This is a genomic window from Paenibacillus sp. NMA1017 (genome assembly GCF_058895805.1).
In genome coordinates this window covers 354,440-375,019 of sequence record NZ_JBZXYR010000002.1, presented here as the reverse complement: position 1 = coordinate 375,019, position 20,580 = coordinate 354,440, and the positions used below count along the sequence as shown (strand labels likewise).

Annotated in this window: 21 protein-coding genes; 12 read left to right on the top strand and 9 right to left on the bottom strand. The window is 45.6% G+C overall.

Annotated features, from left to right (window positions below):
* The first annotated feature begins 36 nt into the window (after positions 1 to 36).
* The 3 genes from rsgA (at position 37) to spoVM (ending at position 2,096) form a co-directional block, all read left to right on the top strand.
* Positions 37 to 954, top strand: coding sequence for a ribosome small subunit-dependent GTPase A (gene rsgA / locus AC5ELV_RS06765; protein ID WP_493429594.1), 918 nt, complete (start codon positions 37 to 39; stop codon positions 952 to 954).
* Positions 955 to 958: 4 nt separating this feature from the next.
* Positions 959 to 1,627 (top strand): ribulose-phosphate 3-epimerase, encoded by a 669-nt coding sequence (rpe, locus tag AC5ELV_RS06760; protein WP_061829029.1) that lies wholly within the window; start codon positions 959 to 961, stop codon positions 1,625 to 1,627.
* 388 nt (positions 1,628 to 2,015) lie between these two features.
* Complete coding sequence (spoVM, locus tag AC5ELV_RS06755) at positions 2,016 to 2,096, top strand: stage V sporulation protein SpoVM (protein WP_010345573.1); 81 nt, start codon at positions 2,016 to 2,018, stop codon at positions 2,094 to 2,096.
* A 224-nt stretch (positions 2,097 to 2,320) separates the two neighbouring features.
* Here spoVM and rpmB read toward each other — a convergent pair whose 3' ends face one another.
* Positions 2,321 to 2,509, bottom strand: a complete 189-nt coding sequence (rpmB, locus tag AC5ELV_RS06750) for a 50S ribosomal protein L28 (protein WP_013310881.1) — start codon at positions 2,507 to 2,509, stop codon at positions 2,321 to 2,323.
* Positions 2,510 to 3,018: 509 nt separating this feature from the next.
* On the opposite strand from rpmB, the gene AC5ELV_RS06745 reads away from it, so the two are divergent.
* The 4 genes from AC5ELV_RS06745 (at position 3,019) to AC5ELV_RS06730 (ending at position 8,171) form a co-directional block, all read left to right on the top strand.
* The gene (locus AC5ELV_RS06745; protein WP_493429593.1) at positions 3,019 to 4,803 is read left to right on the top strand and encodes a DAK2 domain-containing protein; all 1,785 of its coding nucleotides are present in this window, start codon (positions 3,019 to 3,021) and stop codon (positions 4,801 to 4,803) included.
* 49 nt (positions 4,804 to 4,852) lie between these two features.
* Entirely contained in the window at positions 4,853 to 5,722 is an 870-nt protein-coding gene (locus AC5ELV_RS06740; protein WP_039270887.1) for a DegV family protein, read from the top strand.
* 1 nt (position 5,723) lies between these two features.
* A complete protein-coding gene (gene recG, locus AC5ELV_RS06735; RefSeq protein WP_274485661.1) occupies positions 5,724 to 7,772 on the top strand; it encodes an ATP-dependent DNA helicase RecG in 2,049 nt (682 codons plus the stop codon).
* A 111-nt stretch (positions 7,773 to 7,883) separates the two neighbouring features.
* Entirely contained in the window at positions 7,884 to 8,171 is a 288-nt protein-coding gene (locus tag AC5ELV_RS06730; RefSeq protein ID WP_493429592.1) for a stage VI sporulation protein F, read from the top strand.
* Positions 8,172 to 8,320: 149 nt separating this feature from the next.
* Here the strand turns inward: AC5ELV_RS06730 and AC5ELV_RS06725 are convergent, their stop codons facing one another.
* Positions 8,321 to 9,589, bottom strand: a complete 1,269-nt coding sequence (locus tag AC5ELV_RS06725; RefSeq protein ID WP_493429591.1) for a DNA polymerase IV — start codon at positions 9,587 to 9,589, stop codon at positions 8,321 to 8,323.
* Positions 9,590 to 9,805: 216 nt separating this feature from the next.
* On the opposite strand from AC5ELV_RS06725, the gene AC5ELV_RS06720 reads away from it, so the two are divergent.
* Positions 9,806 to 12,331 (top strand): transglycosylase domain-containing protein, encoded by a 2,526-nt coding sequence (locus AC5ELV_RS06720; protein WP_493429590.1) that lies wholly within the window; start codon positions 9,806 to 9,808, stop codon positions 12,329 to 12,331.
* A 14-nt stretch (positions 12,332 to 12,345) separates the two neighbouring features.
* Here the strand turns inward: AC5ELV_RS06720 and AC5ELV_RS06715 are convergent, their stop codons facing one another.
* From AC5ELV_RS06715 to AC5ELV_RS06700, 4 genes are all read right to left on the bottom strand, one after another.
* Positions 12,346 to 12,648: a Ger(x)C family spore germination C-terminal domain-containing protein gene (locus AC5ELV_RS06715; protein ID WP_493429589.1), complete on the bottom strand. Its 303-nt coding sequence runs from the start codon at positions 12,646 to 12,648 to the stop codon at positions 12,346 to 12,348.
* A 161-nt stretch (positions 12,649 to 12,809) separates the two neighbouring features.
* Positions 12,810 to 13,043, bottom strand: a complete 234-nt coding sequence (locus tag AC5ELV_RS06710; RefSeq protein ID WP_493429588.1) for a spore germination protein — start codon at positions 13,041 to 13,043, stop codon at positions 12,810 to 12,812.
* A complete protein-coding gene (locus AC5ELV_RS06705) occupies positions 13,000 to 13,326 on the bottom strand; it encodes a spore germination protein (protein WP_493429587.1) in 327 nt (108 codons plus the stop codon). The genes AC5ELV_RS06710 and AC5ELV_RS06705 overlap by 44 nt, the downstream gene beginning before the upstream one ends.
* Positions 13,327 to 13,476: 150 nt before the next feature.
* Positions 13,477 to 13,878: a YhjD family protein gene (locus AC5ELV_RS06700; RefSeq protein ID WP_493429586.1), complete on the bottom strand. Its 402-nt coding sequence runs from the start codon at positions 13,876 to 13,878 to the stop codon at positions 13,477 to 13,479.
* Positions 13,879 to 14,181: 303 nt separating this feature from the next.
* Between AC5ELV_RS06700 and AC5ELV_RS06695 the strand changes: the two genes are divergently transcribed.
* Positions 14,182 to 15,072, top strand: coding sequence for a DMT family transporter (locus AC5ELV_RS06695; RefSeq protein WP_493429585.1), 891 nt, complete (start codon positions 14,182 to 14,184; stop codon positions 15,070 to 15,072).
* Positions 15,073 to 15,532: 460 nt separating this feature from the next.
* On the top strand, positions 15,533 to 16,237 hold the full coding sequence (locus AC5ELV_RS06690; protein ID WP_493429584.1) for a YitT family protein: 705 nt from the start codon (positions 15,533 to 15,535) through the stop codon (positions 16,235 to 16,237).
* A gap of 66 nt (positions 16,238 to 16,303) precedes the next feature.
* Here the strand turns inward: AC5ELV_RS06690 and AC5ELV_RS06685 are convergent, their stop codons facing one another.
* Positions 16,304 to 16,594 carry a DUF2188 domain-containing protein gene (locus tag AC5ELV_RS06685; RefSeq protein ID WP_493429583.1) on the bottom strand — a complete coding sequence of 97 codons (291 nt, stop codon included), beginning with the start codon at positions 16,592 to 16,594 and terminating at the stop codon, positions 16,304 to 16,306.
* A gap of 151 nt (positions 16,595 to 16,745) precedes the next feature.
* On the opposite strand from AC5ELV_RS06685, the gene AC5ELV_RS06680 reads away from it, so the two are divergent.
* Positions 16,746 to 17,549, top strand: coding sequence for a lipid II flippase Amj family protein (locus AC5ELV_RS06680; RefSeq protein ID WP_493429867.1), 804 nt, complete (start codon positions 16,746 to 16,748; stop codon positions 17,547 to 17,549).
* A 110-nt stretch (positions 17,550 to 17,659) separates the two neighbouring features.
* Here the strand turns inward: AC5ELV_RS06680 and msrA are convergent, their stop codons facing one another.
* Together msrA and AC5ELV_RS06670 are read right to left on the bottom strand one after the other, a co-directional pair.
* Positions 17,660 to 18,631 (bottom strand): peptide-methionine (S)-S-oxide reductase MsrA, encoded by a 972-nt coding sequence (msrA, locus tag AC5ELV_RS06675; RefSeq protein ID WP_493429582.1) that lies wholly within the window; start codon positions 18,629 to 18,631, stop codon positions 17,660 to 17,662.
* Positions 18,632 to 18,809: 178 nt separating this feature from the next.
* A complete protein-coding gene (locus AC5ELV_RS06670; protein ID WP_493429581.1) occupies positions 18,810 to 19,427 on the bottom strand; it encodes a TVP38/TMEM64 family protein in 618 nt (205 codons plus the stop codon).
* Positions 19,428 to 19,776: 349 nt separating this feature from the next.
* Here AC5ELV_RS06670 and AC5ELV_RS06665 point away from each other — a divergent pair, with 349 nt between their 5' ends.
* On the top strand, positions 19,777 to 20,466 hold the full coding sequence (locus AC5ELV_RS06665; protein ID WP_025722249.1) for a TerC family protein: 690 nt from the start codon (positions 19,777 to 19,779) through the stop codon (positions 20,464 to 20,466).
* Positions 20,467 to 20,580: the final 114 nt, after the last annotated feature.

Below are 20,580 nucleotides of genomic sequence, written 5' to 3'. Positions count from 1 at the left end.
TGAAACTTGAACATTATGAAGGAGGACATCTTACACATGCCTGAAGGTCTGATCGTCAAGGCGCTTAGCGGATATTATTATGTCTCCAGCCTGGATCAGGATGGGCGTCCGGTATCTGGCGAAGCTACGGTACAATGCAGAGCACGCGGCATTTTTAAGAAAAAAGAGATCACGCCTCTTGTTGGTGATCGGGTCGTTTACGAACTGACTGAGAACGGGGAAGGTATGGTCAAGGAGATTAGAAAGCGTACGACAGAGCTAATTCGTCCTCCGGTAGCTAATACCACGCTTGCTGTGCTGCTGTTTTCCTTGCGCGAGCCGGATTTAAACCTGCCTTTACTGGACAAATTTTTAGTCCATATTGAGCACGCCGGGCTGGATACGATTATCTGTCTGACCAAGCGCGATTTGTATGAAGGCAGCCCTTCAAAGGATGACACCGTGCTGGCCGTTCAGGAAATTTACCGGAAGATCGGTTATGAGGTGCTGGTAACCAGTGCCCGTACTGGAGAAGGGACGGCTGAGCTTAAGAAGCTGTTGGCTGGTCAAATCAGCGTGTTTTCCGGGCAGTCAGGTGTAGGAAAGTCTTCTATGCTTAATGCTCTGGAGCCTGGGTTAACGCTGGAGACGAGCGCCATAAGCAATAAGCTGGGCCGAGGAAGGCATACGACGCGTCATGTGGAGCTGATTCCTCTAGACAACGGAGGATTTGTAGCAGACACACCGGGGTTTAGCCAGCTGGATTTTCTGGAGTTAGGTGTGGATGAACTATCTCCCTGTTTTCGTGAATTCCAGCAGTATGCGGAAGGATGTAAATTTCGGGGTTGTACCCATATTCACGAGCCAGGCTGTAAAGTAAGAGAGGCCCTGGAAGAAGGACATATTTCACAGGGACGGTATGATAGCTATTTGCAGTTCTATCAGGAATTAAAAGAAAAAAAGCGGAGGTACTGAGTATATGTTAAAAATAGCACCGTCGATTTTATCCGCTGATTTTGCTCGCTTGGGCAGTGAAGTTGCGGAAGCTGAGGCAGGAGGAGCGGACTGGATTCATGTGGACGTAATGGATGGACATTTTGTATCCAATATTACACTGGGCCCACCTATCGTTCAGGCTATTCGTCCGCACACGACTCTTCCCTTGGATGTTCATCTGATGATTGAGCATCCTGAACGCTATATTGGCGATTTCGTAAAAGCAGGAGCCGATATCATCACTGTTCATGCTGAGGCCTGTGTTCATTTGCATGGTGTCCTTCACTTGATCAAGCAGCAAGGCGCTCTGGCTGGAGTGGCTCTCAATCCAGGTACTTCACCATATGCGATCAAGGAAGTGCTGCCAAATGTGGATATGATTCTGGTAATGACGGTCAATCCTGGCTTTGGAGGTCAGTCCTTCATTCCAGAGACGTTAAATAAAATCAGACAAATCCGTGCTTGGTTGAACGAATTGGGTCGTCCAGACGTACATATCGAGGTAGACGGAGGTATTGCGGAGGAGACGGCACCAGCCGTATTTGAAGCGGGGGCTGACGTGCTGGTGGCTGGTAGTGCGGTATTCGGCAGAGCAGACCGCGCAGCGGCTATTGCTGCGATTCGGGACAGTGCAGCACGTTTGTCCAAGTGAAGCTGACTGAAGCATTGTGGATGACTGTAGCGAGCATGGCGACGGGGTTGACCCTTAGCTGTTTCTCGCTTGTGAAGGCTCCTTGGAATGTCATTCTTTCACTTTTGGCTGTTCTAGTTGTACTGTTTTATTTTCGTAAAAATGAACGGCGTGGTTTACGAATAGGTTTTGTGGTGTGCAGCGCACTTTATTATATCCTGTTTATTTTCATACTCTCAGCATATCTCTATGTTCGCGGACTTGTCTGATGGTATAGCCTGGGATGGTTGTGCATAAATATGGTTACATGAGCGGGATTCTCATGTAGCCTTTTTTTGTGGGGCAACAACCCTTTAGGTTGCATAAACTACAGAGAACGGATGCAGGAGGATGATGGGGAGGGTGAGGCATGAAGTTTTACACAATCAAGCTGCCAAAATTTCTGGGTGGATTCGTTAAAGCCATTTTGAATACATTCCAGAAAAACTGAATTCAACGTAACGTAAACACAGGATGTAGGATGAAAGCTGAAGGTACACAGGGCACGCTTCCCGGGCATAACAGATAGGTAGCTCGGCAGTAAAAGATAGGAACGCACGGGAAGGTGCCTGACATTTTGTTCTCCTGAACCAGATGGATATTACTTTTCGAATAACCAAAAAAGCACCCGTTTAAAACGAGGTGCCTTTTGTTTATAACGATATTTTTTTACGACTACACGCGAGTCACTTTACCGGCTTTCAATGCACGAGTGCTGACATAAACGCGTTTCGGTTTACCGTTAACGAGAATGCGAACTTTTTGTACGTTGACGCCCCAAGTACGGCGATTACGGTTGTTAGCGTGAGATACGTGGTTACCGCTGCCAGGCTTTTTGCCTGTTACAGAACATTTACGAGACATGATTCCACCTCCTATTCTGAAAATAACCAAATTCCATATGGAACGGGTCTCTCTTCAGGCCGACTGGGTCAGCCGGACTTTGTAAGTCACTAACCTGAACAAAACAATACTTAAATATAATATCATAGTCAAAAAAGCTCCGTCAACTGATTCAAAAACTTTATTTATTTCTCTTTCGCATTATAGTACAATATGGGATAGTTATTGCTGCGATTATTTTGTATTTAAATGGAATGTGAATTCTTATTCCAGTCATGCCGGCGGTTCAGAGGCGGGACTATAGTTATCATTCCAGCCGATGATTTATTGTTGGGCAGTTGACTGGTTTTTCATTGTATATGACCTGTAGAAGAACGACCAGACGTGAGTACAAGAGCTTATGAAAGTGTGACATTCGTATTCGTCGTCTGGCTTTAGTATAATTTAATTGAACCTGTAGGCACAGTTGAATAAGGTGTGGTGAAGGTTGATAGTAAAACAAGTGTATTAAGCTAGGAAGGGGAATTCTCTTGAGTAATCGTTCTTTGAATGGAACAGATTTTACCGCAATGGTTTTAGCCGGGGCGGAACAATTACAGCAGCATGCGGAACATGTCAATTCACTAAATGTATTCCCGGTGCCAGACGGTGATACGGGAACCAACATGAATTTGACGATGAGCGCGGGCGTAACGGAATTAAAGAGGGGGGATTCTTCCTCCATCGGTGTCATGTCCGGCATATTATCCAAAGGTTTGCTGATGGGAGCCCGCGGCAATTCAGGGGTTATCCTGTCTCAGTTGTTTCGTGGCTTCAGCCGTTACGCTGCCCCATACGAGGAATTGAATACCCTTCAGTTCGCATCGGCATTGCAGAGCGGGGTGGATGCGGCCTACAAGGCGGTGGTTAAGCCGGTGGAGGGTACAATTCTTACCGTGGCGAAGGAAGCGGCCAGGCATGCTGTGTTTTTTTCGCGCCGGACGAACGATATCACAGAACTGATGGAAGAAGTGCTTGCCAAAGCGAAGGAAACGCTTGCCATGACGCAGGACATGCTCCCTGTACTGAAGCAAGTAGGGGTTGTAGATTCGGGTGGGCAAGGCCTTGTGTATATTTATGAAGGCTTTATGCAGCATCTTGGAAGCGGCTTGGTGACGTCTCCAATTGCAAAAAGTGATAATGCATGCCCGGTTTTTGCTCCTCACGTATCGGAGAGACCTACTGCTCCTGCAGTTGTTCCTTCCCCAGATGCGCCGATTTCTGCGCAAGCGAAGCTCGAAACGGATAATATTGAATTTTTGTATGATATGGAGTTTTTTATTAATCGACAACTGGGCGATGCGCAAGGTACCTATTTTGATGAGGAAGCCTTCCGGAAAGCGTTATCTGTAGATGGTGATTCTATTATCGTGATTTCAGACGATGATGTCATCAAGGTTCACGTACATTCTAAGGCTCCTGGTGAAGTACTGAATTTGGCACTGCGTTACGGAGAAATTACACAGATTCGTATTTTAAATATGCGCGAGCAGCATCGTGATTTGTTGTCTGCGGGTATGGATGTTGCTCCTGAGCCTGAGTGGTTTGCTGAAATACCAACAGAGCCTGTACGTGAGGAAGAGCCGTCTGAGCCCCCCGCTCATGAACTGGCATCCTTTGGTTTTATAGCTGTGGCTTCCGGTGAAGGAATTGCTGATATTTTCAGAAGTTTAGGTGTCGATGTTGTCCTTGCTGGTGGCCAAACAATGAATCCGAGCACAGAGGACTTCGTTAATGCGGCCCGCTCGATTGCGGCTCAACATATTTTTATTCTTCCGAATAATTCCAATATTATTTTGGCGGCAGAACAAGCGCGTGAACTGCTAGAGATGGAACGTATGGTGTCGGTTATTCCGAGCAAAACAATTCCTCAGGGCATTGCGGCAGCATTTGCCTTCCAGGAGGAAGAGGCTTTTGAGGTAAATCAGGACAATATGCGTGACGCAGTCACCCGGGTGAAGTCTGGGCAAGTGACCTACGCGGTACGGGATACGACGCTTGATGATCTGCATATTACAGCAGGGCACTACATCGGTATTCAGGATTCCAAGATTGTTGCGACCGAGGAACACTTAATGGCAACGTCCCGTCTTTTGCTAGCGAAAATGCTGGTGAATGGCGATGAAATTGTTACGATTCTCACAGGTTCGGACGCGAATCAAGAAGACACAGATCAGCTTGTTGCATGGATTGAAGAAAATTATGCGGATGCTGAAGTGGAAGTTCATGAAGGTGGTCAGCCGATTTATCCTTATTTGTTCTCAGTGGAAACCTGATGTGCTTTTGCGCACCCATGGAAGTCCACTACAAAAGGAGGTCTGACTGATGAGTAGTACCATCATTTTGACGGATAGCACGGCTGATATTCCACCGGAATTAGCAGACCGTCTCGGTATAGTCGTTGTACCACTGACAGTGATGTTCGGCAGCACAGCTTACCTGGACGGCATTGAGATGTCAGCGGCGCAGTTTTACAGCGAACTGGTACGGGCTGATGAGCTGCCTACGACGTCACAGCCTTCACCAGCCCGTTTTTTGGAGACATACACGACACTGTTGGAGCAATACCCTGAGAGCCAGGTTATCTCTATCCATTTATCCTCGGGTGTGAGTGGAACGTATCAGTCTGCTCTGCTGGGCAAATCCATGCTGGAGAAGCATGAACATAGAGTGACTGTGGTGGATTCCAAATCAGCTTCATACGGATACGGTATGCTAGTGGTTTATGCGGCAGAGCTGGCGGCAGCCGGGCACTCCCCGGCTGATATTGTTCGGGCTGTGGAACGTCGTGGAGAGCGCCGTTGTTTGTATTTCCTGGTGGATACCCTGCAATACTTACAAAAAGGCGGACGTATTGGTAAGGCAGCGGCAATGGTGGGCACGTTGCTTAACATTAAGCCGATACTTTCGATTGACAAAGAAGGCATTATTTATTCGGTTGATAAGGCGAGAGGGCATAAAAAAGCGACAGCACGAATTATTGAACTACTGGAGCGGGATTTAAAAGGCCAAAAAATTAATATTGCTGTGGGTCATACGGCAGATCGCTCAGCGGCAGAAGCGTTCGTGGCTCAGCTGGCAGAGCATTTTGAGTTGGGAGATCGAATATATACTGAACTTGGCGCTGTGATTGGGACCCATGTAGGGCCAGGAACGATTGGCATTTTTGTATGGCCGGCCGGAGATGAGAGGTAATATGCTGCAATTGGATCAAATACCTTTAAAACAAATACATGGCGTGAGTGCTCTCAAAGAGGGAGAGCTTCACGCTTTTGGCATTTCTAACATACAGGACATGCTGGAATATTATCCGTTTCGGTATGAAGATTACCGACTGCGCTCGCTAAGCGAAGTGAAGGACGGAGATAAGATTACGGTACAGGCTAAAATTATGGGCATTCCGGTGCTTCAGCGTTACGGGCGCAAATCAAGGTTGACTTGTAAATTAATGGCCGAGGATTGGATGTTTACCGCGACATGGTTTAATCGGCATTTCATGAAGGAGCAGCTAACCTCTGGTCGTGAAATTGTGGTGACTGGTAAATGGGACCTCAAACGTATGCAGATGACTGTTGCAGATTCTGAGTTTCCTGATAAAGGAGTGGCCCGCTCGGGAACACTTCAACCGGTGTACTCTATAGGCGGCAAGATTACGCAAAGCTGGATGCGAAAAACGATGAATCAGACGCTCCAGCAGTTTGGTGAAATGATCCCCGAAATATTGCCTGAGTTGCTTGTACGCAAATATAGTATGATGCCGCGCAAGCAGGCTATTGCGGGTATACACCAGCCTCAGGACAACCGTGAGGGGCAAGAGGCTCGTCGGCGGATGGTGTATGAGGAGCTATTTTTATTTCAGCTGAAAATGCAGGCATTCCGGGCGTTAAATCGCGGTCGTGCGGACGGGGTGGTACATACGGTGGATAACGCCACGATTCGTGAATTTGTAAGGGCTTTGCCTTTTGAATTAACGGATGCACAGAAGAAGGTAGAGCTTGAAATACTGCACGATCTACGCTCACCTTATTGTATGAACCGTCTGCTTCAAGGGGATGTTGGGTCAGGTAAAACAGTTGTTGCTGCCATCGGTTTATTTGCTACAGTACGTTCCGGTTTTCAGGGAGCGCTGATGGTGCCAACCGAAATATTGGCCGAGCAGCACATGCGGTCGCTTCACAAGCTGTTTGAGCCCTTTGGAATCAGCGTTGGTCTACTGACTGGGAGTACAACCGGGAAGAAGCGTAAGGAACTGCTAGCTGCTCTCCAAATGGGTCTACTGGACATTGTAGTAGGCACCCATGCTCTCATTCAGGAGGATGTATATTTTCGTCAGCTTGGGCTTGTTGTAACGGATGAGCAGCATAGATTCGGAGTGAACCAGCGAAGTGTACTGCGTCGCAAAGGCTATAATCCCGATGTGCTGACGATGACGGCCACACCGATCCCTCGTACGCTGGCCATCACTGCGTTTGGCGATATGGACGTTTCTACGTTGTCAGAGCGGCCGAAGGGGCGTATTCCAATTTCCACCTATTGGGTGAAGCACGAACTGATGGATCGGGTACTTGGTTTTATTTCCCGCGAGGTAGACCAGGGACGGCAGGCTTATCTGATTTGTCCGTTGATTGAAGAGTCGGAGAAGCTGGACGTACAGAATGCCATCGATTTGCATATTCAAATGCAGCAGGCTTTTCCACATTACCGCGTTGGTCTATTACATGGACGAATGACTCCCGCAGAAAAGGAAGAAGTTATGCGTTCTTTCTATGCGAATGAAATTCAGTTGCTCGTTTCAACGACGGTTGTGGAGGTAGGGGTAGACGTTCCCAATGCGACACTAATGATCATTATGGATGCGGATCGTTTTGGGCTGTCCCAGTTACATCAATTACGTGGACGAGTCGGACGGGGTGCACATGCCTCGTATTGTGTATTGATCGCTGATCCTAAGTCGGAGGTTGGACAGGAGCGGATGAAGGTTATGACTGATACGGACGATGGTTTTGAGGTTGCTAGACGTGATCTGGATTTGAGAGGGCCGGGTGACTTTTTTGGCACCAAGCAGAGTGGGCTACCCGAGTTTCGTTTAGCAGATATGGTAGCGGATTTTGAGGTGCTGGAAAAGGCGCGTGAGGATGCAACTGATCTGATCAAGGATGCGTCTTTTTGGACATCTCCGCAGTATGAAGCACTGCGCGGTTATTTGCAAAAAGAGCAGATTTTCCAGGGGGATCTCATCGACTAATTCACCATGAATCATGAGGTTGTTCTAAACGTTTTAAACAGATAGGCACAATGGACAGGCTGGCCGTCATATATTTGGGAATGACCGAATGATATGGGAGGTGTGGCAACATTGAGCTATCAGCAATATGGAATCAGTCCGCAACTGGTGGAGCGGATTAAGTTGAAAATGAAGAATCGTGCACTCAAGGAGCGGGTTAAACAGCAGATTGAAGGTGTGACTAAAGCGGACCTGCAAAATAAAGCTAAGGTGCGTCATCTTGTGAAGTCCACTTCTGCTATTTTAAACGAGCGTTTGACGGCTGTGCAGGAGGAGCAATTGATCGCCTTCGTATTGGCACAAAAAATTGATCCGTCCAATACATTCCATCTAATCAAGCTGTGGGGAATGTTCCGTTGATTGCTATTTGAAGAGGTGCTTCAAAGCGCTCTCCATGTTTTTTTGTGAAGCACAGATAAAAAAAGGATTGCCTGATGTCAGGCGATCCTTTTTGGTTTGTTTTAGTTCATTCCCCGGGCAATAGCTAGTGTTGCTTATCATGAGTTTTTTTATTTGTAATGACCGCCAATTTTAATAGACCGTTCCATGGCCTGCCCGGCATCTGTTAACGACGATGCTCGCATGATGATGGACTGACCGTACCGATCCTTTAAAGTGTCCGTCACCTTTTCCAAAGCACGGGATCGCTCCTGGTCCTCAAAAAAATCCAGCTGATACAGTTGATCATCCACTAATCCGCTTAAAGTAACCCCTGCGCGCTTCACGGGCATATGATTCCAAAAAGTATAAAAGATTTTTTTAACGGTTTCATATACCTTTTGGGTATGGTTTGTAGGATCGGGTATCTTCATTTGTCGGGAGAATCCGGTTGGTGCCTCGTAGGGACTGCATATACAATGAACAGTCACAACTGAGCCCATATATCCTTTGCGGCGAGCGTCCCGACACACCTCTTCTGTTAGTTCAAGCAGGATGGTTTCCACTTCCGCAGGCTGGAGATAGTCGCGGGGAAGAGTCATCATATGACCGATGGATTTGGGAGGTGTATTAAATGTTTCTGGCTTGACCGGGCTGTGATCCATCCCGTTAGCAGTTCGCCATATCACCTCTGCCTGAATATCGGACTGCTTGCCGAAATGAGACCGGAATCTGTCCTGTAGCCGGGGTAAGGGAGTACGTGCGATATCTCCAATGGTGTGTAGTCCAAGCTTCTCCAAATGCCGTTCCATGCGCGAACCGACGCCAAACATAAGTCGTACTGGCTGAGGCCACAGCAACGCTGCAATATCGGATGCAGGCAACAAGAAAATGCCAGTGTCATTTTTTTTAGCCCATATATCTGTTGCGGTTTTAGCCAGCATTTTGTTGGAGCTGATGCCAATTCGAATCCATACTCCTGTTTGTGCCAGTACCTTTTGCTGAATTTCACTTGCAATACTCACCGGATCTCCGAACAGAGAGAGGCTTCCGCTCATATCCAGAAACTGTTCATCAATGCTGAAAACCTCAACCAAATCCGTATATTCATTATAGATTTCTGTTATTTTTAATGAGACATCGATATAATGCTGCATACGCGGGCGTACAATGATAAGGTCAGGACATTTTTTCACCGCTTCTCCCAGACGTTCTGCTGTAGATATACCATGTTTTTTGGCCAGCGGACACGCAGCTAAAATAATACCTGAACGAAGTGCAGGGTCACCGGCCACAACGAGTGGCTTATGTTGGTATTTGGGATCATCGGCTTTTTCGATGCTGGTATAAAAACTTTGGCAGTCCGATAAGAATATGGTTGTATTTCTGCGTTCCTTCAAAATTCGACCTCCTCTCCTGATAGGTGTTGATCATCCTTCCAAAATATTCTTGAATGTATACTCTTATAGTAGTATTATATACAGAACAAGTGTTCCTAATACAAATGTATTTTTTGGAACGTTACAGTTTACGTAAAACCTAACATGGCGTATCATAATATCTTGAGCAAAAACAAGTTGGAAATGAATGAATATTGAGGGGAGAAAACCATTTTTATGAACCCAAAACGTCGACCATCATCTCAAAAACGCAGTAGGTGGCGTATTTTTGGCAGAGTTTTGCTGATTAATATCAAGTGGTTCTCGTTTGCGGGTGTACTTGGAGTGCTATTTGCTGGAGGTCTTATATCCGGTTATGTAGCGGCACTGGTTCATGATGAACCTGTACGATCACGTCAGTTGATATATGAAAAGGTAAATGAGAACGCTCTGACCAGCTTTGTATTTTTTAATGATCAGGTAACTCCGGTTGGAAGAATGCGCATGGAGGAGGATCGACAGCTCGTTGATCTGAAGGATGTCCCTCAGTCGATTGTGGACGCCCTCATTTCAACGGAAGACAGCCAATTTTATGAGCATCGTGGTGTGGATTTAAAGGGAACAGCTCGTGCCGTTAAGCAGAAGCTTTTGAATGAAAACCGCCAAACAGGCGGCAGCACACTGACGCAGCAGGTAGCCCGAAGGGTTTTTCTCAGTCTGGATAAGACGGACAGCCGCAAGGTGAAGGAAATGCTGCTAGCACTGCGTATGGAGCGGTTTATGGGCAAGGATAAAATATTAACGGCTTACTTAAACAAAATGCCTTTTGGTAATGGTTCCGCTGGTTACAATTTATATGGAATCAAGTCTGCTTCGTTGGGGATTTTCAATGTAAGTGATCTACATAAGCTTCATATTGCTCAGGCGGCTTATTTGGCAGGTCTCCCGCAACTGCCATCTGTTTATTCCGCTTTTGATGGTAAAGGGAACTTCGATGAAGAAGGCTTCAATAAAGCGATGGAGCGTCAACGTGTCGTGTTGGGAAGAATGCTGGCAACAGGTAAACTTACGCTATCCGAATATAACGAGGCGCTTCAATTTGATGTGAAAGCCACTCTTGCGCCACATCGCGAAAAAAGTTATAACACATTCCCTTATTTGATGCTGGAGACAGAGCGGGAAGCCGCCCAATTGTTAGCGCTCCAGCAAAATCCGGATATCACGCCAGCCGAGATTTCCAAACCTGAGCATGCCGAGCTTCTTCAAAATACGCGAGAAGAGTTGCAAAGGTCCGGATATCGAATTTATACAACGATAAATAAGAAAATTTATAATAATATGCGGCAAATTGCAGCCAATCCACAAAACTTTTCTCCATACAGTAAGAAGAAGGGATTAGAGCAGATTGCAGCAATCATGATTGATCATAAAACAGGGGCCATACTCGGTATGATCGAGGGCAGGGATTTTAATACCGAGCAAATGAACTATGCAACTCAAATGACACGTCAGCCCGGTTCTGCCATAAAGCCTATTGCTGCTTATTTACCTGCTTTGGAAAAGGGCTACACTCAGCCAGCCGGTCTTATTGATGATTCACAAATCATATTGAAAGACGGGCGTAAAGGTTATCATATTCCTAAAAATTATAACAGACGGTACGAGGGACTTATGACAGCCCGTGAAGCACTCAATCGGTCAATCAACATCCCTGCGCTGAGGCTGTTTTTATATGAAGTTAAAATTCCAAACGCTTGGAATTTTGTGCGTTCTCTTGGAATTACGACCATTCAGCCGCAGGATGAACATGCTCAGACAGGGGTTCTGGGTGGACTAAGTAAAGGGGTATCCGTCGAGGAACTGACCGCAGCATATGGAACGATTCCCAATATGGGTGTATATAATGCACCTCATCTGATCAGCAAAATTACGGATGCCAACGGGAAGGTCGTATATGAATTTAAACCGCAGACGAAGCGTGTATATTCGCAGCAAACCGCATTTTTGATGACGGATATGCTCAAAACTGTTATATCAGATCCGAGGGGAACTGGCAAACGCCTGCAAAATGCTTTTAAAAGCTACGGTGCCATTGATATCGCCGGTAAAACCGGTACGACACAAAACTTTGGTGATGTGTGGTTTATGGGATACACACCTGACGTTACACTAGGCGTCTGGGCTGGTTACCGCCAACAGGTTAATACATTATCTCAAGAAGGCCATTCCAGAGCACAGTCAGTGTGGGCACTGATCATGAATGAGGCGGTCAAGGACCAGCCTGAGCTTTTTAAGAATAAGCACTTTATACGGCCGGAAGGTGTTGTAAGAGTTACGGTTTCTAGCCTTACAGGTAAGCTACCAGGGCGTTATTCCCGTCAATCGGGTCAACTCGTGACTGACTGGTTTAATCAAAAGTATGTGCCTACCGAAGTTGGAAGAGAACAGCTTCCGCGTTCTGCTAGACCAGCGGTCTCGTCCAAACCAGATATCAAGGAAAAAGAAGTCCCAGAGGTTGAGGTACCTGCAATAGATCAAGAGAAAATTCCACCAGAGGAAACGGATTCTGCTGTTCCTGACGCAGACACAGAGATAGAAATGCCTGATGAGAATAACGATGTGCCATCAACAGATACTTCGCAACCTTCTGTTGAAAACGAACAAGGGACTCCTTTTGAATCGGAAAGCCAGAGTGAGGCTCCAAAAACCCAATCTGATGAAGTTATTTATCCAGAAATAATATCTGATCAACCCAAAAACTAAACGACAGGAACGGTTTAGTTTAAAATGCCGTTCCCGACAATGTCTACAGTGACCTGCGGATGAAAACGGACATTGGGATATTCTTTATTCCAATCTACACTTTTCCATACTGCTGGATGATGAGCGATCAACTGTCTGCCTACGCCAAAGGCATCACATCCATTTTCCTGATTGCTTTGAGGATCATCTACAGCCTCTAGCGTCTGCGACAACACGCCTTCAGGAGTGAGATCATAAGCCGATGCATTTGCCAATCGGGCATCCTTCAAATTGTCCTGATCCCAGCAGCCTGTTATAAACATGAGTAGAGTCAGCATTCCAAGCGCTCTGCTCTTTTTTTATGTTTCAGGTCCCTCCTTTTTTTTGAAGAGATAGGATAGAATCAGTAGCAGAAAAGGGAACACAATTGGGAAAAAATAAGCAGAATCATTGGATGTGGAACCAATTTCCAGTTATTTTTTGATGGTATGCGCCAGCTCTAATGGCAAATAGCTGGATGAAAAGTAATCGTCGCAATGTAAATGGCAGGCAGCGTAAAAGCGATCAAAAAGCTCATCATTCGAATCGTTCTTAGAAATGAACTAATAATCCAACGGCCGTGATAATCATCTGGGATTTGGTAAAATGCAAAAAAATAGACGGGAGCTATTAGAGTAGTTGGGCTACCTTCAGCCCAAATCGCAATCCGTCCCTCCGTTAGATTGGCGGTCACGCGATCCGGTCGTTCCGTGCTGAGCTATTGAGGGAAGAAATAAGGAAGGATTGTCCTCCTTAAATTCTTGAATAAAACCGGGAGGGAGCACCATATCGGAGGAGATCGCTTTAATTCTCGTTTTCACTGCTTTCACCAGCTTAGGATTAGCCAAGTCTTGAACATAGACAATAGCGATTTTGGTTCGGGTTTTAGATCCCACATAAAAGTAGCGTACAACCAGTGACGGGGTGACAATTTGTTTGCGAATCAGATTTAGATTGATAGATAACTGCTCAAACATTTCTGCTTAAATCAACGAAAGCTGCGTCATTGTCCAGCCAAGAGAGCACCTCCTTTTTGGATGAGATAGGCATAATGTGTGCTAAATGGACTGAGTTTATCCATGATCTGGTGACTTATCCATTCTTGAATCACCAGATTACAAGGGGGCTTAATCTTGCGTCGGATCAATTCCTAGATAGTGTCCCAGATTCCGCCGGACCTCGCTGCGGGCAAAGGATGAAAGCATGAAAAATCGCCTTTGATAGCCGCGGCATACATACAAAACTTCTACACCTTCATGATTTCGGATTTCGCTGTATATTTTAACCCCTAGTGTTTTCATGCGCGCCTTTGTCTCTGCTAATTGAACAGCTACGCGCTGTTGTACTCCAGTCAGGCTACGAACATACAAATCGGGCATTTTTAGAGGAGAGGTATGTATAATACGAATGTCCCGTTCCAGCACATCCAGCACAAGAGTTAGAAGTACACAGATCTTGATCAGCCCTGCGTCTTCTGCAGAAGGCAAAGGAGCTTTATTCTTGTGGTTCAGTATCTTTTGGCTTGGCATAAAAATCTCCTTTACTCCGAGTAAGAATACAATATATAATTAGTATATAGAACATACGTTCTATTCATACCTCATCATAGGAATTTTTCTATGGCTAAAGCAATCATCAATTATTGGAAAAGTGTTAGGGAGTGACACCTCATGTGTCATTGTATAAAGAATTCTTGTGTTTATCACCAATGACAGTCAAATAGAGTTTATGTTAAGCTAATGGATAAAAACTTACATAAAAGGGGAGATCGTTCTGACTGCGGTCAGCCTTTACTGTTTAACTTAAGAAAGTGGAGAAAGAAGGTATACATATTGTCACGTTCGTTATATGCAGCTTTATTATTGTTGAGCCTCATTTGGGGCGGTTCGTTTATGTTTATCAAGGTGTTGTTGCTACATCAAGTAGGACCGTGGACGATTGTATTTCTTAGATCCAGCTTTGGACTTATTTTTATCGTCTTATTAATGCTACTTATGCGCAGGCCGTTTAAAATCAAAAGCATTCCGTGGAAATCGGTTACTCTAGTAGCTTTGGTCAACATGGTTTTGCCATGGACATTGATCGGTTTTAGCGAGACCAGAATAGCTAGCAGCATGGCTTCTGTATTGAATGCTACCACGCCAATATGGACCATGTTGGTAGGGCTTGTTTTTTTCGGGGCAATTTTTCATCGAATGCAGTGGTTAGGAATGGGTCTCGCTTTTGTAGGGATTATTATTTTATTGGGTATTAATCCTGCATCTATTATTTCTGTTGATCCTGTGGGTTTTGGGTGTATGCTGCTTGCGACTCTCTGCTACGGATTTGGAACACAACTCTCCAAACGTTTTCTCTCCAATCTTTCCATGTATCAGGCTACCTTTGCAACACTGTTTGGTGCGGCGGCAGGGGGTGGCATTATGATGGCAATTGTGGAAAGACCTGATTTGTCGATCGTTTCTGATCCAGGTGTATTGGGTTCCCTTATAGGACTGGGAGTTTTGGGATCAGGAGTAGCATATATTTTGTTCAACTACATGATTTTGCGGGGGAGTGCGGAATTTGCTTCTTCGGTGACGTATTTTGTACCAGTAAGTGCCATCGTATGGGGCTTTTTGCTCCTGAATGAACATATCGGCTGGAACGTTCTGACCGGGCTAGTCCTTATACTTGGAGGCGTGTTTATGGCCAACCAGCGTAGAACCGCCAAATTAAGTGGATAAAAATCTAAGCAGAAATGAAACACACTTTGGGCTATATTAAATGTGCATTCGCCAAACCTTCGGTATAATGCGTTAATTGGCACATACAATAAAGCATACTCACACATAAAATAAAATATGGTGCAGCAAAAAAGCAAGCTGTTTAGCAGGTGACAAGGTGTGGTATAATAAATTATAGAATTATATGTACCACAGAAATGTCGGAGTTTTATTCCACAAAAGAAAGGATCAGGATACCATGTGTCCCCGAAGGATACTTCCCCAAAGGACGATTTGGAAACGATTTGATCTGTCTTATACTTAGCTTTTCCGCGGAGTAACGTCAAGTTGCGAAAGCCAACTCTGCGGAAGAGGGGATTGTACATGCGAAGGACCAAGTCCTCCAGGCACATCTTACCCGGTAGCTTCCGTAAGAGTGGGTTCATCCACATCAAACTTACGAGAAACCGAGGGAGCCTGTATGAGGAAAACTTACGAATCTATCGTGAACAATGGAGCATTGAGACAGATTGCTGTCATGTTGCTCGGAACATGCATTTTAGCTTTTACGTACTATCACATTAATGCTCAGAATCATTTGTCAGAAGGCGGATTTGCAGGCTTGGCCCTACTGGGACATTACGCGTTTGGCATATCTCCAGCATGGAGTATGTTGCTGCTTGATATTCCCGTCATATTGCTGGCATGGGTACTGAAGGGCAAAAGATTTATGCTGCTTGCGTTAATCGGAGCCGTCGCTTTTTCACTGTTTTATGCAGGATTTGAGAAGTATTCGACTCTGGTTATAGATCTACATGGAAATCTGCTGATAGCTGCTCTACTTTGTGGGGTGCTTACAGGTTTGGGCGCCGGAATCGTACTGCGATTCGGTGGAGCAACCGGGGGCGATGATATCTTATCTCTGCTGATCAGTGAGTGGCGCGGATGGAAAATCGGCAACGTGTTTATTGTCAGTGACATCATCGTACTGGGATTATCATTGTTGTATCTGCCTATGAAGGAAACAATGTTTACAATACTGGCTGTGTGGCTTGCCGGAAAAATAATTACATGGACGACCACGTTCCAACTGCACCGACCTGTGAAAAAGGTACTGCCAGCGACTATTCCCGCTAAAAAGGTAGTTGCCAAAACAGTGCCGGTCGTCCACAGCCTTCGTCAATAAGGAAAGGGTGTTACGTCAGGAGAGAAATCTTCTTTCGTAACACCCTTTCGCTGTATTCAGCTTCTATCAGGAAGGCTTTAAAGTAGAATGGATGCGTCCATTCCGATCGGAAGAAGCGGAATGATGGTTGTGTACATTTTCGCTTGAATGCTGTTTTTCATGTCTTGTCGGTTTCTCATCTTGTTCGGCTGGATGATTATCGTTCCATTCCTCGGCTTGGGAAGTGGCAATTGCAATCGAGCGCCCTTCTTCATAGCCGTCACGGAGTAGCGCGTTAGCAATAACAACGGCTTTTTCTCGCACACGAGGTTCTAGGTTTTTCATGGATGGAGGGTAATCCTGTTTGTTCCAAGGCATAGTTGCACACTCCTTATTGCAGATGATGTAATATGTATTACCCGTTGTCGGCTTAAACAAACGGAAATCAAAGAAATGAATATATTGTAAAATGTATCTTGAGAAAAAGCGTATAATGGTGTGCAGAATACGAGGAAAAGGAGTGAAGTATTTGCTTGCCTGGGGTTTTGTTTTTTTGCTGACTATCATCATTCATACTACGGATAGCTTGTCCTATGCTCTTCGGCTTGGTGGTTTGCGAGCGCGTCGGATTGGATTGGCGTTAACCGTTGCGGGAATGCTGCTGTTGGTTTCACGCACCTCTAACATGGCGCAGGGGCCTTTACTTGGAGGGATGGTCGATCGGGCTAAAGCTGCAGCACAAGTGGGCGGAACGGATATTAGACTGGAACTATATATGCATGGGGTACTGCTGGCAGCAACCGTTGGAACCATGCTTGCTATATTACTGTATCCAACAGTGGTACGCATGTCAGCTAGATGGATTGTGCATTTGGAGCATACCGGATCTATTCCGGCTTTGGTGCGTCATTTAATGCTGCGAAGTCGCTGGAAACATGCAGGCTACTACATAAAGCGCCCCACCTGGTCCATGCTTACTTCACTGATTAGCGGAGCGATACCCAAGCGTCTAATTATTCTGAATATAGCTGTCACTGCGATTTATACAACAGGAGTAGTATCTGCTTTATATGCATCATTCCTGTGGCCTGCTCAAGGTACAGCAATGTCAATGTCGTCAGGTCTAATCAATGGTGTCGCAACAGTATTATTGACCTTGTTAATTGATCCAAGATTGGCGGTTCTGTCGGAGAAAACGCTACGAGGGGAGCTACCCTTAACTCGGATGAACAGTATGTACGGCTGGATGATCATCTCGCGTTTGGCAGGTACTTTATTAGCTCAGCTATTGCTAGTACCGCTAGCAATTTGGCTTGGATGGGTAATGAGTTAATTGTTAGCTTTCGTAATGATGTGCTGCTGCCATATCCCAAAAAAAAGGGCTGACCCGTGATCATCTATTAAAGATAGATCGCGGGTCAGCTCCAATGATTTTATGGTTACTTACTGTTCAAATAATGACTTATATGCTCCGTATCCTTCACGTTCCAAGTCTTCTTGAGGCACGAAGCGGAGCGCGGCGGAATTGATGCAATAACGCAGACCATCTGGACCTGGACCATCATCGAATACATGCCCTAAATGGGAGTCAGCTTCGCGACTTCGCACCTCGGTACGGATCATAAAATGGCTGAGATCGGTTTTTTCTTTGACATTATAGCTGCGCAGTGGACGGGTAAAGCTGGGCCAACCGCAACCTGCATCATATTTGTCCAATGAACTGAACAAGGGCTCTCCTGATACGATATCTACGTAAATGCCTTCACCCTCATGGTCCCAAAACTCATTTTGAAAAGGGCGCTCGGTCGCATTTTTTTGTGTTACTTCGTATTGAATAGGCGTCAGCCGATCTTTAAGATCGGATTTATCAATCTTGCCAGACCAATTTTGTTCGATAAAATCTTCACGACCGGAACCTTTGCGGTAGCGTTTGTAATGAGCGGGGTTTTTCTTATGGTAGTCCTGATGATATTCTTCTGCTTCATAAAAAGTGGTCACAGGCAGGATCGGTGTAGCAATGGGCTTGTCGAAGCGGCCACTTTGAGCCAAAGCTTCTTTAGAAGCTGCTGCCTTGATTCGCTGCTCTTCATTATGATAGAAAATAACCGTTTGGTAAGATGAACCTCTATCGTGAAACTGTCCACCTTCATCCGTCGGATCAATCTGCTGCCAGAATAGCTCCAATAGTTTTTCATACGGGAAAACTTGTGGATCGAATGTAATCTGTACGGCCTCCACATGCCCCGTTGTTTCAGAGCATACCTCTTCATAGGTAGGGTTTTCGGTATGTCCCCCTGTGTATCCAGATCTAACCTTCAAAATACCGGGTAATTCCTCAAAAGGGGAAACCATGCACCAGAAGCAGCCACCTGCAAAAGTTGCTTTTTCTACCGTGTGTGGATTGTTGGTGCTCATATTTGTCACTCCAATCTGAGAATGTTTAATTAGTTGTTATTTAAATAGCTTACAATTAAATTATATACGAGATTTTTGCAAAATCCAACGAAACGTCAGAAACCAAACGGCAGCGTAACTGGCTCTGTCCTCAAAATTGCAATGAAACATCCTACAGAAACGGTAGCAAACTGTCGCATTAAATTCTATTGGTGCGTTGAAGCCTTTTTCGGTAGAGCATAAAGCCGCCGCCCACCAGTGCAGTATATAGCACCAAAATGAGCAAACCAGTGATTGGGTGTTCTGCAAAGGTGCCGCCAGCATAAGCATACACTGCAATTGCGGGAAGCTTGCCAATAGCTGTACCTAGGATAAAGCTCCAGAACGGAAACTCCGCTACTCCAGCGTATACATTTACCGCTGCCTGGGGGATGACTGGAATCAGGCGAGCCAGAAGAACAGCAGCAAAAGGCTCCCTCTCCATGACTCGATTGAAGCGCTCCAATGCGGGAACCCGCTTCAAATAAGCACGTCCTTTGTCACGGAACAGGGTACGTACTGCAGTAAAAACGACCAACGCAGCCATTGTAGTGCCAAGCCAGCAGATCAGAGCACCTTGCCAGGGGCCTGCGGCATAAGCAATGGAGGCGATAATCAGCTTGTAAGGCACAAACGGAATTAACGCGAATAAAAATGCGAGTAGTAGCAGAACTGGAGAGGAGGTCTGCTTGTCCGCCCAGGCGAGCCAATCATATCTGTAGATAAACGCGATGCAAAGCAGCGAAACATAAGCCGCAGCGAGTAGCCATTTTTTCATTTACATACCTCTTTCAATATCCCTGTTCGGCTTATCGCTTATACAGAAAAAATAGGGTTCACATTTCCAATAATGTGTGCTATACTGCCACTAACAGAATAGTTCCCAAAGGGGAGTAGCTCAACGAGTAAAGTCGTCATTACGGGATTTTTAATCCCCGGCTTTATTGGCAACGTAATGTTGTAAGCGAGACCTTTGCCAGGATTTTAGGAATCCGGGTAAATGGTCTTTTTTTGATGCCAAATTTGGGTCAAGCGCCGTTTCCGGATTCCGTGAAATGGCGCTTTTTAGTATAAAGCGCTGAACTATGTACAGTATAACAAATAAATAAAAAAGGTGGGAGAAACGTATGGATTTTTTGTCAATTGAGTTTTTAACCGCATTAGTATCCATCATTATCATTGATCTGGTGCTAGCTGGTGACAACGCGATCGTAATCGGTTTGGCGGCTCGCAATGTTGATAAGGCCAATCAAAAGAAGGTCATTATTTGGGGGACAGTCGGAGCGGTCATCATTCGTGTGATTGCTACAGTGCTGGTTACGTATTTATTGCAAATTTACGGATTGCGTTTGATTGGGGGACTCGCACTTATCTATATTGCCTATAAGCTGCTGGTCGAAGAGAAGAAACATGAAATTTCAGCTACGAATCAAATGTGGGCAGCGATCCGCACGATTATTATCGCGGATACGATGATGGGACTCGACAATGTACTTGCTGTTGCGGGAGCAGCTCATGGAAACATGCTGCTTGTTATACTGGGTCTGGCAATCTCCGTTCCAATCATGGTGTGGGGAAGTACGATTATCTTGAAGCTGACTGAACGTTACCCGGTAGTTATTACGATTGGTGCTGCTGTACTGGCTTATACTGCTGCCAAAATGGTGGTGGCGGAACCGCTGATTGCGCACTGGTTTATGAACGGGGTCGTTAAATACGGCTTTGAGGTTCTGGTTGTGGTTCTGGTTGTAGCCATTGGGATGCGTGTTAAAAAAATTAAAAGTGAAAAAACAAGAAAGCAAGCACAGCACGCCTAAGCTAACTTACACTGAAGTAAACTTAGCTGAAGCTGAACGATCATGCCATAGAGGCTGTTCCGTTAGGTCCAACTGGATCGGGAGCAGTCTCTTTTCTTTGCTTGTCAGCAGACT